The sequence below is a fragment of the Streptomyces sp. NPDC004284 genome, assembly GCF_042874035.1.
In the GTDB taxonomy this organism is placed as follows: domain Bacteria; phylum Actinomycetota; class Actinomycetes; order Streptomycetales; family Streptomycetaceae; genus Streptomyces.
In genome coordinates, this window is the sequence record NZ_JBIAMJ010000003.1 from 1 (window position 1) to 14,864 (window position 14,864).

At 72.7% G+C, this 14,864-nt stretch carries 12 protein-coding genes and 1 rRNA gene; 7 read left to right on the forward strand and 6 right to left on the reverse strand.

The features are described from left to right. Positions 1 to 141: 141 nt before the first annotated feature. A 5S ribosomal RNA gene (gene rrf / locus ACFYUS_RS09645) occupies positions 142 to 258 on the forward strand. 92 nt (positions 259 to 350) lie between these two features. Here rrf and ACFYUS_RS09650 read toward each other — a convergent pair. From ACFYUS_RS09650 to ACFYUS_RS09670, 5 genes are read right to left on the reverse strand one after another with little or no spacing between them, the layout of a single operon-like run. Beyond that, positions 351 to 1,661, reverse strand: coding sequence for a DUF58 domain-containing protein (locus ACFYUS_RS09650; protein ID WP_388847801.1), 1,311 nt, complete (start codon positions 1,659 to 1,661; stop codon positions 351 to 353). A 12-nt stretch (positions 1,662 to 1,673) separates the two neighbouring features. Next, positions 1,674 to 2,657 (reverse strand): AAA family ATPase, encoded by a 984-nt coding sequence (locus tag ACFYUS_RS09655; protein ID WP_388847803.1) that lies wholly within the window; start codon positions 2,655 to 2,657, stop codon positions 1,674 to 1,676. Further along, the gene (locus tag ACFYUS_RS09660) at positions 2,654 to 3,868 is read right to left on the reverse strand and encodes a DUF4350 domain-containing protein (RefSeq protein ID WP_388847805.1); all 1,215 of its coding nucleotides are present in this window, start codon (positions 3,866 to 3,868) and stop codon (positions 2,654 to 2,656) included. The genes ACFYUS_RS09655 and ACFYUS_RS09660 overlap by 4 nt, the downstream gene beginning before the upstream one ends. Further along, positions 3,865 to 4,557 carry a DUF4129 domain-containing protein gene (locus ACFYUS_RS09665; RefSeq protein ID WP_388847807.1) on the reverse strand — a complete coding sequence of 231 codons (693 nt, stop codon included), beginning with the start codon at positions 4,555 to 4,557 and terminating at the stop codon, positions 3,865 to 3,867. Before ACFYUS_RS09665 ends, ACFYUS_RS09660 begins: the two co-directional genes overlap by 4 nt. 4 nt (positions 4,558 to 4,561) lie before the next feature. Next, on the reverse strand, positions 4,562 to 5,776 hold the full coding sequence (locus tag ACFYUS_RS09670; RefSeq protein WP_388847809.1) for a glycerophosphoryl diester phosphodiesterase membrane domain-containing protein: 1,215 nt from the start codon (positions 5,774 to 5,776) through the stop codon (positions 4,562 to 4,564). Between the two features lie 331 nt (positions 5,777 to 6,107). Between ACFYUS_RS09670 and mtrA the strand changes: the two genes are divergently transcribed. The 6 genes from mtrA to ACFYUS_RS09700 all read left to right on the forward strand — a co-directional run bounded on the left by mtrA (position 6,108) and on the right by ACFYUS_RS09700 (position 13,533). Continuing rightward, positions 6,108 to 6,785, forward strand: a complete 678-nt coding sequence (gene mtrA, locus ACFYUS_RS09675) for a two-component system response regulator MtrA (RefSeq protein ID WP_388847811.1) — start codon at positions 6,108 to 6,110, stop codon at positions 6,783 to 6,785. 1 nt (position 6,786) lies between these two features. Beyond that, positions 6,787 to 8,766 carry an MtrAB system histidine kinase MtrB gene (mtrB, locus tag ACFYUS_RS09680; RefSeq protein ID WP_388847814.1) on the forward strand — a complete coding sequence of 660 codons (1,980 nt, stop codon included), beginning with the start codon at positions 6,787 to 6,789 and terminating at the stop codon, positions 8,764 to 8,766. Continuing rightward, positions 8,756 to 10,627 carry an LpqB family beta-propeller domain-containing protein gene (locus ACFYUS_RS09685; protein WP_388847816.1) on the forward strand — a complete coding sequence of 624 codons (1,872 nt, stop codon included), beginning with the start codon at positions 8,756 to 8,758 and terminating at the stop codon, positions 10,625 to 10,627. The genes mtrB and ACFYUS_RS09685 overlap by 11 nt, the downstream gene beginning before the upstream one ends. A 160-nt stretch (positions 10,628 to 10,787) precedes the next feature. Continuing rightward, positions 10,788 to 11,591 carry a ComF family protein gene (locus ACFYUS_RS09690; RefSeq protein WP_388847818.1) on the forward strand — a complete coding sequence of 268 codons (804 nt, stop codon included), beginning with the start codon at positions 10,788 to 10,790 and terminating at the stop codon, positions 11,589 to 11,591. Between the two features lie 292 nt (positions 11,592 to 11,883). Next, positions 11,884 to 12,564 carry a ribosome hibernation-promoting factor, HPF/YfiA family gene (gene hpf, locus ACFYUS_RS09695; protein ID WP_388847820.1) on the forward strand — a complete coding sequence of 227 codons (681 nt, stop codon included), beginning with the start codon at positions 11,884 to 11,886 and terminating at the stop codon, positions 12,562 to 12,564. A gap of 210 nt (positions 12,565 to 12,774) precedes the next feature. Next, positions 12,775 to 13,533, forward strand: coding sequence for a response regulator (locus ACFYUS_RS09700; RefSeq protein ID WP_388847822.1), 759 nt, complete (start codon positions 12,775 to 12,777; stop codon positions 13,531 to 13,533). A 126-nt stretch (positions 13,534 to 13,659) separates the two neighbouring features. On the opposite strand, the gene ACFYUS_RS09705 is transcribed toward ACFYUS_RS09700, so the two are convergent. Next, positions 13,660 to 14,841, reverse strand: a complete 1,182-nt coding sequence (locus ACFYUS_RS09705; RefSeq protein ID WP_388847824.1) for a winged helix-turn-helix domain-containing protein — start codon at positions 14,839 to 14,841, stop codon at positions 13,660 to 13,662. Positions 14,842 to 14,864: the final 23 nt, after the last annotated feature.

A 14,864-nucleotide genomic window follows, 5' to 3' on the forward strand; every position in this document is an offset into this window, starting at 1 on the left:
AAGCCCCGTAAGGGGTGGAGCTGACCGGTACTAATAGGCCGAGGGCTTGTCCTCAGTTGCTCGCGTCCACTGTGTTAGTTCTGAAGCAACGAACACGCCCCCCCTTGTCGGGTGGTGCGGCGGTTCGTAACTTCATAGAGTTTCGGTGGTCATAGCGTTAGGGAAACGCCCGGTTACATTCCGAACCCGGAAGCTAAGCCTTTCAGCGCCGATGGTACTGCAGGGGGGACCCTGTGGGAGAGTAGGACGCCGCCGAACAATCATTGTGGGAAAGCCCCGCACCTTCTGGTGCGGGGCTTTTCTGCGTTTACGGTACGGATCCCCTTTCGTTCGGAGGGGTCCGCCGGTGCTCAGAGGCGGCCGGCTGCTTTCAGGGCGAGGTAGGCGTCCGCCAGGGCGGGGGCGAGGGTGTCGGGGGTGGCGTCGACGACCGTGACGCCGTGGCGCTGGAGCTGGTCCGCGGTGCGGGCGCGCTGGGACTGGGTCTGGGTGGCGGCGGCTGCCTCGTAGACGCCCTCGATCGTGCCGCGGGCCGTGGCCATGCGGGCGACGTGGGGATCGGCCACGGAGGCCACCAGGACCGTGTGGCGCTGGGCGAGCTGCGGGAGGACCGGGAGGAGGCCCTCCTCGATCGGGGCGGCGTCGAGGCCGGTCAGGAGGACGATCAGCGAGCGGCGGGGAGCGCGGGCGAGAGCGGTCGCGGCCAGGCCGCGGGCGTCGGTCTCCACCAGCTCGGGTTCCAGTGGGGCGAGGGCGTTGACCACGGCCGGCAGGACGTCGCCGGCGGAACGGCCCTGGACCTGTGCGCGGAGGCGGCGGTCGTAGGCCAGGAGGTCCACGCGGTCGCCGGCGCGGGAGGCGAGCGCGGTGAGGAGGAGAGCCGCGTCCATGGAGGCGTCCAGGCGGGGCACGTCGCCGACGCGGCCGGCCGAGGTGCGGCCGGTGTCGAGGACGATCAGGATGTGGCGGTCGCGCTCGGGGCGCCAGGTGCGGACCGCGACGGTGCTCTGGCGGGCCGTGGCCCGCCAGTCGATCGAGCGGGTGTCGTCGCCGGGTACGTACTCGCGGAGGCTGTCGAACTCCGTGCCCTCGCCGCGGGTGAGCACGCTGGTGCGGCCGTCGAGCTCGCGGAGCCGGGCCAGGCGCGACGGCAGGTGCTTGCGGCTGGTGAAGGGCGGCAGGACACGGACGGTCCAGGGGACCTCGTGGTGGCCCTGGCGGGCCGCGAGGCCGAGGGGACCGAACGAGCGGACCGTGATCCGCGCGGCGCTGCGGTCGCCGCGTCGGGTCGGACGCAGGCGCGTGGTCAGGCGGCGGCGCTCGCCGGCGGGGACGGTCAGCCGGTGGCGCGAGGAGTCCTGCTCGGTGCCGGGGAGCCAGCTGCTGGGCGGCCAGGCGTCGCGGAGCTGGGCGCGCAGACGGCGGCGGGACGGGTTCGTGACGGTGAGCTGGACCTCCGCCGCGTCACCGAGTCGAACGGATGTATCACCACTTCGGGTGAATTGGAGCGTTCGTACTGGTGCCGCCATGGCGTAGTCGCACAGAATTGCGAGGGAGAGGGGCGCGTTCACCGCCAGCATCCCCGCCCAGCTGGGGGCGAGGATGCCGACGGGGAGCGATCCGAGGGCGGCGAGCAGCGCGGTTCGTCCGGTGAGGGCCATGGGGCGCCGTTCTCAGCGGGGTACGGGGACGTGGGCGAGGATCGAGTTGATGACGGAGTCGGGGGTGACCCCCTCCATCTCGGCCTCGGGCCGCAGGTGGATGCGATGACGCAGGGTGGGGAGCGCGAGGGCCTTCACATCGTCCGGGGTGACGTAGTCCCGGCCGGTGAGCCAGGCCCAGGCGCGGGCGGTGGAGAGCAGGGCGGTGGCGCCTCGGGGGGAGACCCCGAGCGTGAGCGAGGGGGATTCACGCGTGGCACGACAGATATCGACGACATAGCCGGCGATCTCGGCGGAGACCGAGACCTTGGCGACGGCGGCCCGGGCCGCTTCGAGCTCGGCGGGGCCCGCGACGGGGCGGACGCCGGCGGCCTTCAGGTCGCGGGGGTCGAAGCCCTCGGCGTGACGGGTGAGGACATGGATCTCGTCGGCGCGTGAGGGCAGAGGGACCGTCAGCTTGAGGAGGAACCGGTCCAGTTGGGCTTCGGGGAGCGGGTAGGTGCCCTCGTACTCGACGGGGTTCTGGGTCGCGGCGACAAGGAACGGCTCCGGGAGGAGACGCGGGACTCCGTCGACCGTGACCTGGCGCTCTTCCATCGCCTCCAGGAGGGAGGACTGGGTCTTCGGGGGCGTGCGGTTGATCTCGTCGGCGAGCAGCAGGTTGGTGAAGACCGGGCCGGGCTGGAAGGAGAACTCGGAGGTCCGGGTGTCGTAGACCAGGGAGCCGGTGACGTCGCTCGGCATCAGGTCGGGGGTGAACTGGACGCGCTTGGTGTCGAGTTCGAGGGCGGCGGCCAGTGAGCGGACCAGGAGGGTCTTGGCGACTCCGGGGACGCCTTCGAGGAGGACGTGGCCCCGGCAGAGCAGGGCGACGACGAGACCGGTGACGGCGGGGTCCTGGCCGACCACGGCCTTCGCGATCTCGGTGCGCAGGGCCTCCAGGGAGGCGCGGGCGCTGTCCGATTCCGTGATGGTCTCGGGGGTCGGGGCGCTCATGAGGTGCGTACCTCTCTTTCGAGGGCGTCGAGTTGGTCCGCCAGGCGGATGAGGGTGGCGTCGTCGGCGGGAGCCGGGCCGAAGAGGAGGTCTCTGGGGTCCGCGGTGGTCTCGGGGAGACGTGCGGAGAGCGCGGGGAGGAGGCGGTCGGGGGAGTGGGCTTCCTGGACGGGGACGCCGAGCAGCGGGGCGATCCGGGTGCGGGTCGCGGTGCGCAGGACGGAGGCGGCGCGGTCGCGGGCGTTCGCCTTGCGGTACAGGCGGGCGCGGCCCTCGGTGGCCTCGGAGGCGCGGAGGGCGACGGGGAGGCGCTCGGTGATCAGGGGGCCGAGGCGGCGGCCGCGCCAGAGGGCGGCGAGCACGGCTGCGAGGGCGAGTTGGAGGGTGCCCCACAGCCAGCCGGAGGGGATGAGGGCGAGGAAGTTGCCCGTGGTGTCGTCGGCGGGGGTGTCGGCGGTGCCCGAGGTGTCGGAGAGGGAGGGGAGGTACCAGACGAGATGGGGCTGGGAGCCGAGGAGTTGCAGGGCCAGCGAGGCGTTGCCCCGTTGGTCGAGGCGGGAGTTGTAGAGGATGTCCGGCGAGCCGAGGAGGACGGTGTCCGTCGTGCCGGTTCCCGCGCCGGTGCCGGGGAGGAGGAGCAGGGTCGGGAGGCCGTCGGCGCGGTAGCAGGCTTCGGCGGTGGTGCCGGGGGAGGTCTCGTAGCGTTCGCCGCCGAGGTCGGCGCTGCCGGCTCGGGTGGCGGCCTCCAGGGTGCAGGAGGGGGCACGTTCCCTCACGGGGATGCTCGGGGCGCTGGTGACTCCCGGGGCCAGGGTGGAGAGGGAGGCGTGGCCGGCGCCGATGAGGACCGTGCGGCCGGTGGAGTTCTCCATGGCCGTGCGGAGTGTGGCCTGCTGGGTGTCCGTCAGCAGGTCGGGGGTGGTGACCAGGAGGGTGGTTCCGGTGTCCGTGGCCGTGGTGGCCTCGGCGAGGGTGGTGGCGAGGGTGACGGTGACGCCGCGGGCCTTGAGGAGTTCGGCGACGGCGCGGCTGCCGTGCGGGTCGGCGGAGCGCGGGTCGAGGGCGCCGTGGGCGTCGGTGGACCGGACCGTCGCGAGGACGAGGCCGCCGATCAGGACCAGGGCGAGGACGAGGGCCGCGCCGCGGGTGCGGGTCCACACCTGGCGGGCGGTGGGGGCGGTCGAGGTGGTGCCGGTGGCCGGGCGGCTCATGCGGGCGTCCCCGTGGAGGCGGTGTCGAGGGTGGGGCGGGTCCGCTCCAGAGCGGTGTCCAGGTCCTCTACGCGGCGGTACGCCGGTTCGTCGGCGGTGCGGCCGCCGTATGTGACGTCGTCGAAGGTGCGGGCCGCGAGGCGCAGGGCGTCCGCGTGGGAGGGGAGGGAGCGGCCGGCTTCGGCGGCGGCCTCGTCGGCGGTGCGGCCGGGGCGGGGTTCGAGGAGGGTGCGCTCTTCGAGGGAGCGGACGATGGCCCGCATCCGTTCCTGGACGGCCTCGTTCCAGCGGCCGGCGGAGGCGTGGCGGGCGGCGGCCGTGCGGTGGTCGCGGGCGGTGCGGGGGCCGTCCGCGAAGAGGGAGTCGCCGGTGGTGCCGGGCGACCGGTGCGGGGTGCCGAGGCGCCACCAGAGGGCGGCGGCGAGAGCGGCCACGACCAGGGCGATGACGACGAGGCCGAGGACGCCGCCCGGGGTGGCCCCCGACGCGGTGCCGAAGAGGTCGCCGAGCCACTCCCAGAAGCGGTCGAGGCCGCGCTGGAGGAGGTTCGGGTCGTTCTCGTGGTACCTCGGATCGGACAGCTCCCGCTCCGCCGCCTCGCGGGCGGGGACGCGGGAGATGTCCACCGGTACGTCGCCGTCGGCGCGCAGTCGTGCGAGTGCCGCGACCGTTCCCCCCGTGACCGTCACCGCATCAGCCGCCGACGGCGTCGGTGCCCGGGGTGGGGCCGTAGCCGGGGAGGCCCGCGGCCCGGGCCAGTTCGAGGTCCAGGGCTTCGCGGCGGATGCGCTGGTCCACGTAGAGGAGGACGATCACGCCGGCCGAGATCGGGTAGGTGATCGCGCTGGTGATCACTCCGCCGATGCCCGTGACGATCAGGAACGGCCAGCCGAAGGTGGTGGACGTGCCGGCGAGCAGGCCGGAGAAGCCGTCGCTGTCGACCACGAAGCCGATGATCATGAACGGGATCTCGATGATCATGGCGAAGAGGGAGAGCAGCAGCTGGGTCAGGACGGTGATGCCGAAGATCCGCCACCACGAGCCCCGCACCAGCTTCGCCGAGCGCTTCAGCGACTGGACGACGCCCTGGCGCTCCAGCATCAGGGCGGGGGACGAGAGGCTGAAGCGGATCAGCAGCCAGACGACCGCCACGAGGGCGCCGAGACTACCGATCAGGGTGAGGGCCACGCCCGCGCCGCCGCCGATCAGGAGCCCGGGGAGCAGACCGACGGTCACGACGGCGACGGCCCCCGCCGTGATCAGCAGGGTGAGGCCGAGCAGCTTGAGCAGGCGCGGGCGGGCCTCCTGCCAGGCGGAGCCCAGCGAGACCGGGCGGCCGAGGACCGCGCGGCTGATGACGACGGTCAGCAGGGCGGCGCTCACGAGCGAGGCCATGATCGTCACGAGGAGGGCCGGGCCCAGGCCGATGAAGGAGGACTGGAGCGAGTCGAGGGTCTGTTCCAGCTGCTCGGCGGGAGTGGCGTCCGGGTGGATCTCCGGGGTCGTCGGCACGAGGTACCGCTGGGCCAGGATGTTGCCGATCTGGGAGATCACCGCGACCGTGACCGAGATGGCGAGGACCGTGCGCCAGTAGGCGCGGAGGGTCTTCACCGCGCCGTCGAGGATCTCGCCCATGCCCATCGGGCGCAGCGGGATGACTCCGGGCTGGGCGGCCGGAGGCCTGCCCCAGCTGACGTTCGGCGGCGGGGGTCCCCAGTTCTGGCCGGGGCCGGGGGGCGGCGTCCGGTCGGTGGGCGGGGACCACTGGCCGGCGGGCGGCTGGTCCTTGGACCACTGGGCGGCGGAGCCGTTCGCGTCGGCCGGGGCCGGGGACGCGGGGACCCCCGAGCCGTCCTGGCCGTCGGAGGGGGCGGATCCGGGCGAGGTCCAGCCCGGAGTGTCGTTCACGGTCGTCCACCTCGGATGAATGGTCGCGGTGCCGGATCGGCGAACCGGCTCGGTCACGGCGGCCGACACCTGACACGGCGGCGGGCCGGGTGCCATCGTGCCACGCGGGGCCCGCCCGTGGGCCTGAGCCCGGATCTCCTTCGTACCTTTGTCCGGACCTTCAATGTGCGAGCGGCAGGCGGCACACTGTGCGGATGCCCGAGCAGGTCGCGCGAAACCGTGCGCCGCCGGGCCGAGCGGGCCGTTCTCCTCGGGAGCGCGGCCCGGGCAGGGGGAGGGGCTGTGGGACAGGTCACGGCAGGTAACGATTGGCTAATGGGATGATGTCGATATGAAGGGACGCGTTCTTGTCGTCGACGACGACACCGCACTGGCCGAGATGCTCGGCATCGTGCTGCGGGGTGAAGGGTTCGAGCCGTCGTTCGTCGCGGACGGAGACAAGGCGCTGGCCGCCTTCAGAGAGGCCAAGCCCGACCTGGTGCTGCTGGACCTGATGCTGCCCGGGAGGGACGGCATCGAGGTGTGCCGGCTCATCCGGGCCGAGTCCGGTGTGCCCATCGTCATGCTCACGGCCAAGAGCGACACCGTCGACGTGGTCGTGGGTCTGGAGTCCGGCGCCGACGACTACATCGTGAAGCCGTTCAAGCCGAAGGAGCTCGTCGCCCGTATCCGGGCGCGGCTGCGGAGGACCGAGGAGCCGGCTCCCGAGCAGCTCACGATCGGCGACCTGGTCATCGACGTGGCCGGGCACTCCGTGAAGCGCGAGGGCCAGTCCATCGCGCTGACCCCGCTGGAGTTCGACCTGCTCGTCGCGCTGGCGCGCAAGCCGTGGCAGGTCTTCACCCGCGAGGTCCTGCTCGAGCAGGTCTGGGGCTACCGGCACGCGGCCGACACCCGGCTGGTGAACGTGCACGTCCAGCGACTGCGCTCGAAGGTCGAGAAGGACCCCGAGCGCCCGGAGATCGTGGTGACCGTCCGCGGTGTCGGTTACAAGGCGGGACCGAGCTGACATGAGTGGAGGCGGTGCTGCTCCGAAGCCCGGGGATCCGGGAGTCCGTACGGGGCGGACTGCCGGACCGGGGCGGGGGGGCTCGCGATTCGGCCGTCTGCTCCGCAGCAGAGCGGTCCTGCGGCTCTTCGCGCGCTGGGTCCGCCGGCCGCTGCTGCCCACCGTGCGGCTGTGGCGGCGGAACATCCAGCTGAGGATCGTCGCGGGCACCCTGCTCATGTCCCTCGGAGTGGTGCTGCTGCTCGGCATCGTCGTCATCGGGCAGGTCCGCAACGGCCTGCTCGAGGCCAAGGAGAAGGCCGCCCAGAGCCAGGCCGCCGGGGGGTTCTCCGCCGCCCAGGACCGGGCGGCGACCACCCCCTCGGCGCCCGGACAGCAGGACGGCGGACGCACCGGCGCCTCCGTGAACTGGCGCTCCACGCTGGTCGAGCAGCTCGCCAGCGGCGGCCAGAGCGCCTTCAACGTGGTCGCGCTCTCCCTCGACACCGGGGACACCGCGAGCCGCGGCGCCCGCGCCTCCGGCGAGGTCGACCCGACCACGAGCATCCCCGCGGACCTGCGGCACTGGGTCGCCCAGGGGACGGGCACCCTCCAGAAGTTCACGCGCATCCACTACACCAGCGGCAAGGCGTCCGAGCCGGGCCTGGTGATCGGCAAGCGGCTGAACGACGCCGACGGCGACCAGTACGAGCTGTACTACCTCTTCCCGCTGACCCAGGAGGAGGACTCCCTCACCCTGGTCAAGGGCACCCTGGCGACCGCCGGGCTCTTCGTCGTCGTCCTGCTCGGCGCCATCGCCTGGCTCATGGTGCGCCAGGTCGTCACGCCCGTGCGGATGGCCGCCGGGATCGCCGAGCGGCTCTCCGCGGGCCGCCTCCAGGAACGGATGAAGGTCACCGGCGAGGACGACATCGCCCGGCTCGGCGAGGCCTTCAACAAGATGGCCTCCAACCTCCAGCTGAAGATCCAGCAGCTGGAGGAGCTGTCGCGGCTGCAGCGGCGGTTCGTCTCCGACGTCTCGCACGAGCTGCGCACCCCGCTGACCACGGTCCGGATGGCCGCCGACGTCATCCACGAGGCCCGCGTCGACTTCGACCCGATCACCGCCCGCTCCGCCGAGCTCCTCGGCGACCAGCTCGACCGTTTCGAGTCGCTGCTCTCCGACCTCCTGGAGATCAGCCGCTTCGACGCGGGCGCGGCCGCCCTGGAGGCCGAGCCGATAGACCTGCGCCAGGTCGTGCGCCGGGTCATCGGCGGCGCCGAACCCCTCGCCGAGCGCAAGGGCACCCGGATCGTGGTCGTCGGCGACCAGCAGCCCGTGGTGGCCGAGGCGGACGCCCGCCGGGTCGAGCGGGTGCTGCGCAACCTCGTCGTCAACGCCGTCGAGCACGGCGAGGGCCGGGACGTCGTCGTGAAGCTCGCCGCCGCAGGCGGGGCCGTCGCCGTCGCCGTCCGCGACTACGGCGTCGGACTCAAGCCGGGCGAGGCCACCCGGGTCTTCAACCGCTTCTGGCGCGCCGACCCGGCACGCGCGCGTACGACCGGCGGTACCGGCCTCGGCCTGTCCATCGCCGTCGAGGACGCGCGGCTGCACGGCGGCTGGCTCCAGGCCTGGGGCGAGCCCGGCGGCGGTTCGCAGTTCCGGCTCACCCTGCCGCGCACCGCGGACGAGCCGCTGCGGGGCTCCCCGATCCCGCTGGAGCCCGAGGACTCCCGCCGCAACCGCGAGCAGGCCGCCGCCGGGCGCGCCCAGGAGAACGCCCGCCTCGCGGCGGTGCCGGCGCAGCCCGCCGGGGACCGGCCGGCGCTCCCCGTACCGCCGAGGCTGCCCGCGCCCCCGCGGGCGACCGTCGACCCGACGGCGCTGCCCGGCAGCGGCGCCCGGGTCGTGGCGCGAGCGGCGACGGACGGCGACGGCGGGGCGGGCACGGCCGGTGCGAACGGGAACCTGGAGCGGGAGGACGGAACACGTGGGCGCTGACTCCCGAGCGGAGCACGCGGGGCGGGGACGGAGCACACGCGCGGTGGTCCTCGCCGCGTGCGGCGGGATCCTGATCACCGGATGCGCGACGATGCCCGACAGCGGGGACGTGTCGGCGGTGAAGGGAGCGGGCACCGGCGACTCGCAGGTGCGGGTCTACGCCGTCGCCCCCCGCGAGAACGCGGACCCGGACGAGATCGTCGACGGCTTCCTCGAAGCCATGACCAGTGACGACCCCGGCTTCGCCACCGCCCGCAAGTACCTCACGAAGAAGGCCGCGCAGAACTGGAAGCCGGAGCAGAGCATCACCGTGCTCTCCACCGCCCCCAACCGCGAGCAGGCCGACCGCAACGCCGACCCCGACAACCAGGGGCGCGCCTTCCCGCTCTCCGGCCGGAAGATCGCGACCGTGGACGCCCGCCACGCCTACCAGCCGAACAGCCCCGCCGACTACCTGCAGTCGATCCACGTCGTGCAGCAGCCGGCGGCGAACGGCAAGGGCAAGGAGTGGCGCATCGACAGCCTTCCGCCCGGGCTGATCCTCGGTGAGGCCGACTTCCTCCGCAACTACCGGTCGGTCAACAAGTACTACTTCGCCTCCGGGGAGGACTGGGTCGTCGCGGATCCCGTCTACATCCGGCAGCGGCAGGACCCCGTCACCCGGATGGATCCGGTGACGCAGACGGTCAGGGCGCTGCTCGAAGGCCCGACGAACTGGCTGAAGCCCGCCGTCGACTCGCAGTTCCCCTCCGGTACGGAGCTGAAGAGCGGCGTCACCACCCTGGCCACGGACGACCAGTCCACGCTGCGGGTGCCGCTCAACGGCAAGGCGGACCGGGCCAGTGGTGAGGCGTGCCGGCGGATGGCGGCGCAGTTGCTGTTCACGCTGCGCGACCTGACCTCCGTCAACGTCGAGCAGGTCGAGCTCCTCGGGTCGAGGGAGCAGTCGCTGTGCCGACTGGGCCGGGGGCAGGCGGCCGAGTTCGCGGCGGTGCGGGACACCGACCGCGAGGAGCACCCGTACTTCGTCGACGAGCACGGCAAGCTGATGACGCTCCTGGTCGGCGGCAAGGAGGCCAGTGAGCCGCTGGAGGTGCCCGGGCCGTTCGGCAAGGGCACGGTGCCGCTCCGCTCGGTCGCCGTCGACCGGGGCGAGACCCGGGCCGCCGGGGTCGGGCAGGCCGGCCGCGAGCTGCTCGTCTCCTCCATCACCACCGAACAGGACGCGCCGCCGCCGGTCCTGACCAGCAAGGCCGCCCGGCCCGACGACCGGCTGTCCGCGCCCAGCTGGGACGGCAGGGACGACCTGTGGGTCGCCGACCGCGACCCCGCCGCACCCCAGCTGTGGATGATCCCGGACGGCACCGGTCACCCCGTCAAGGTCCATACGCCACCAGGGCTGGGGGACGACAGCCGCATCGAGTCCCTCCGGGTCTCCGCCGACGGGGTGAGGATCGCCCTGGTGGTCACGCGGGGCGAGCACACCACCCTGCAGATCGGCCGGATCCAGCGGCAGACGACGGACGGGGAACCGGTCGTCTCCGTCCTGGACCTCCAGTCCGCCGCTGCCCGGATGGAGTCGGTCACGGCCGTCTCCTGGGCGGGGCCGAGCCGGCTCGTCGTGGTCGGCAAGGAGGCCGGCGGCGTCCAGCAGATCCGCTACCTCCAGACCGACGGCTCGACCTCGACGACCTCGGTGCTCCCCGGTCTGAACGGGGTCACCTCGGTGGCCGCGCCGCACACGGACAAGTCGCCTGTGGTGGCCCACTCCGGCGACGACGGCATCGTCCGGCTGGCACCACCCGGGACGAACTGGCAGCCGATGGCCAAGAAGGGCTTCTCGCCGGTCTACCCCGGCTAGGGCCGGTCGATCCCCGGCCAGGCCCGTCCGGTGGATCGGGGCCGGACGGGCGCCGGGGCGCCATCGGGCCTCGGCGCGCCGGCGTACCTGACGTACTTCGGGGGCCGGCGGGTTTTCCACAGGGGTGGCCGGGAGGCGTCCGGGGGCGCACAGTGGAGCCATGCGGGGGTGGTGGCGCGAGATCGCCGGGCTGGTGCTGCCGGTCGCCTGCGGGGGCTGCGGCAGACCGCGGACGGAGTTGTGCCCGGCCTGCGCGGACGCGCTCGCCGGGACGGGACCGCGCAGGGTGCGGCCCGCGCCCGAGCCCGCCGGGCTGCCCGCCGTCCATGCCGTCGCGCCCTATGCCGACGCCGTACGGGAACTGCTCCTCGCCCACAAGGAACGCGGGGCGCTCACGCTCGCCGGGCCCCTGGGCGGTGCCCTCGCCGGGGCCGTGGCGGCCGCTGCCGGGCCCTGGGCGGGGCCCGCGGACGGACCGCTGCTCCTCGTACCGGTGCCGTCCTCGCGGCGGTCCGTACGGGCGCGTGGCCATGATCCGACGCGGCGGATCGCGCTGGCCGCGGCGGCCCGGCTGCGGCGCGCGGGAAGGCCGGCGCGGGTCGTGCCCGTGCTGCGGCAGCGGCGGTACGTGGCCGACCAGGCGGGCCTCGGGGCGCGTGGACGCCTCGCGAACCTGGCCGGGGCGCTGGAGGTCGTGCCGGGCGGTGCGCGGCTGCTGACGGCGGGACGGGTGGTTCTCGTGGACGACCTGATGACCACGGGCGCCTCGCTCGCGGAGGCGGCGCGCGCCCTCGGAGCCGTACACCTTCCGTTCATTCCTGGAATACCGCACGGCTTACCGGCCGGTTCGACGCAGCACGAAATCGAACAGCTGGCGGCGGCTGTGATCGCATCCTCTCCCGCCTCGTTCGAAATAAACCGGAACTCGCTGGAAACTTCGATCGTTGCAGGTGGTGAGAGGTGAAAGCACCCGTACGGAGGTATGTCGCGGTAGCGGGTGCCGACACCCGTCCGAAGGGGCTATGTTCGGTTGTGAGGAATGGCGAATGCCATCGCCTCGCCGAATACATGGTTGCGCCTACAGGACAGGAGTTCAGGGCGAATTAACCTCTTGTCGATGGGGTGGAGATCTTGTCGACTGGGGAGGAGGAGGGCGAGTCGCCAAGTCCGAGCTCCGGTGACCACCGGAGCTGGTGCAAAGGGAGATGCCCTGCGGCCAAGGAGCCGATCAGGGCGATCCGGGAACGGAGTTCTGCGTGGACATCGTCGTCAAGGGCCGCAAGACCGAGGTGCCCGAGCGGTTCCGCAAGCACGTGGCCGAGAAGCTGAACCTGGAGAAGATCCAGAAGCTCGACGGCAAGGTGATCAGCCTCGACGTCGAGGTGTCCAAGGAGACCAACCCGCGGCAGGCCGACCGGTCCGACCGCGTGGAGATCACCGTCCATTCCCGAGGCCCGGTGATCCGGGCGGAAGCTGCGGCCGGCGACCCGTACGCAGCGCTCGACCTCGCCCACGGCAAGCTCGAGGCGCGACTGCGCAAGCAGCACGACAAGCGGTACACCCGCCGTGGCAACGGCCGGCTGTCCGCGGCGGAGGTGGGGGACGTGGTGCCCGGCGCCGCCCAGCTCAACGGAGATGGCCAACTGGCCGCCGACGAGACCGACAAGGTGCCCACCACGATGATGGGTTCCATCGAGGTCCAGGGCGAAGGCCCCCTCGTGGTCCGCGAGAAGAACCACCGGGCCGCACCCATGACGCTCGATCAGGCGCTCTACGAGATGGAGCTGGTCGGGCACGACTTCTACCTCTTCGTCGACTACGAAACCAAGCAGCCGAGCGTCGTCTACCGGCGACACGCCTACGACTACGGCGTCATCCACCTGGAGAGCGACCCGCTCGCCGAGGGCGGCGGCGCCGGCGGTGCGCTCGGCGGCTGACCGCCGCCCCCGTACCGCCTCCGAACTGAGGTGTCCCTCTCGGTGCCCCTGGAGCGCACTGCGCGCCCCCAGGGGCACCCCCGTGCGTCCGCGGATCACCCCGTCACCGCCCGGGCATGAAATCATGGCGTGCACGCCAACCGGTGCTGAGTGAGTACGGGTTGGAGGACCGGAAACGAATTCAGGCCACGGCCTTCAGGGGGAGGAACGATGGCGGACAGCTTCGGGCCGGTGCTCAGCGGGCGCGAGCACGGTGCCGCGGTCCCGGAGGGATCGGAATCGGAATCGGACGGCGGCGCATTCCGCAAGGAGCCGATCCGGGTCCTCGTCGTGGACGACCACGCCCTCTTCCGCCGCGGACTGGAGATCGTCCTCGCCCAGGAGGAGGACATCCAGGTCGTCGGCGAGGCCGGTGACGGCGCGGAGGCCGTCGACAAGGCCGCCGACCTGCTGCCCGACATCGTCCTGATGGACGTACGGATGCCCCGGCGCGGCGGCATCGAGGCGTGCACCTCCATCAAGGAGGTGGCCCCCAGCGCGAAGATCATCATGCTGACGATCAGCGACGAGGAGGCCGACCTCTACGAAGCGATCAAGGCGGGGGCCACCGGCTACCTCCTCAAGGAGATCTCCACCGACGAGGTCGCCACCGCGATCCGCGCCGTCGCGGACGGGCAGTCGCAGATCAGCCCGTCGATGGCGTCGAAGCTGCTCACCGAGTTCAAGTCGATGATCCAGCGCACCGACGAGCGCCGGCTCGTGCCCGCGCCCCGGCTGACCGACCGCGAGCTGGAGGTCCTCAAGCTCGTCGCGACCGGGATGAACAACCGGGACATCGCCAAGGAGCTGTTCATCTCCGAGAACACGGTGAAGAACCACGTCCGGAACATCCTGGAGAAGCTGCAGCTGCACTCCCGGATGGAAGCCGTGGTGTACGCGATGCGGGAGAAGATCCTCGAAATCCGCTGACGCCCCTGCCGGGGGTCCGGGGGTCGTCCCCCGGGGGATGCAGTGCGATGCGGGAGAAGATCCTCGAAATACGGTGAGCCGGTGAGCCGGTGAGTCGCTGAGCCGGTGGGCCGACGGGCCGGGGCGTCAGCGGCGGTCGTGGCTGTGGGTCAGTGCCGCCGTGAGCGGTCCGCGCAGTTCCTCCGGGTCCACGCGCTCCAGGCGCACGTCCGTGCAGCCCACCCAGGTCGCCGCCTCGACGAGGGCCCGCGCGATCGGTTCCACCGCCTTCGGGCCGTCGAGCGACACCTGCTTGGCCACCAGCGTCGCGCCCTCCCGCGCCGGGTCCACCCGGCCCACCAGGCGGCCTCCGGAGAGGACCGGCATCGCGAAGTAGCCGTGGACCCGCTTCTGCTTCGGCACGTACGCCTCCAGGCGGTGCGTGAAGCCGAAGATCCGCTCCGTGCGCGCCCGCTCCCAGACCAGCGAGTCGAAGGGCGAGAGCAGCGTCGTGCGGTGCCGGCCGCGCGGCTCCGTCGCCAGCGCCGCCGGGTCCGCCCAGGCCGGCTTCCCCCAGCCCGCCACCGTCACCGGCACCAGGCCCGCGGCCTCCACCACCGCGTCGAACTGCTCGCCCTTGATCCGGTGGTAGTCGGCGATGTCCGCGCGCGTGCCCACGCCGAGCGCCTCGCCGGCCTGGCGCACCAGGCGCCGCACGCACTCGGTGTCGTCCAGGTCGTCATGGAGCAGCGCCTGCGGGATCGCCCGCTCGGCCAGGTCGTACACCCGCTTCCAGCCGCGCCGCTCCGTCACGACGACCTCGCCGTACATCAGGGCCCGCTCGACGGCGACCTTGCTGTCCGACCAGTCCCACCACTCGCCCTTGTTCTTCGCGCCGCCCAGCTCCGTCGCCGTCAGCGGGCCCTGGTCCCGCAGCTGGTCGATCACCTTGTCGTACGCCCCGGCCGACAGCTCGTGGCCCCAGTGCGGGCGGTCGCGGTAGGCGCGCCGGCGGAAGGCGAAGTGCGGCCACTCCTCGACGGGCAGGACGCAGGCGGCGTGCGACCAGTACTCGAAGGCGTGGGCCCCGGTCCAGTACGCCTCCTCCACCGCCGGGCGGCCCACGGCCCCCAGGCGCGCGTACGGAATGAGCTCGTGCGAGCGGGCCAGGACGGAGATGGTGTCCAGCTGGACCTGGCCGAGCGACCGGAGGACCCCGCGCACCCCGGCCCTGCGGTCCGGCGCGCCCAGGAACCCCTGGGCACGCAGGGCGATCCTGCGGGCTTCGTCGGCGGACAGTTCGGCGGCGGGGCGCGGCGCAGTCGTCATGGACCGCACCCTAGGCCCCGGCA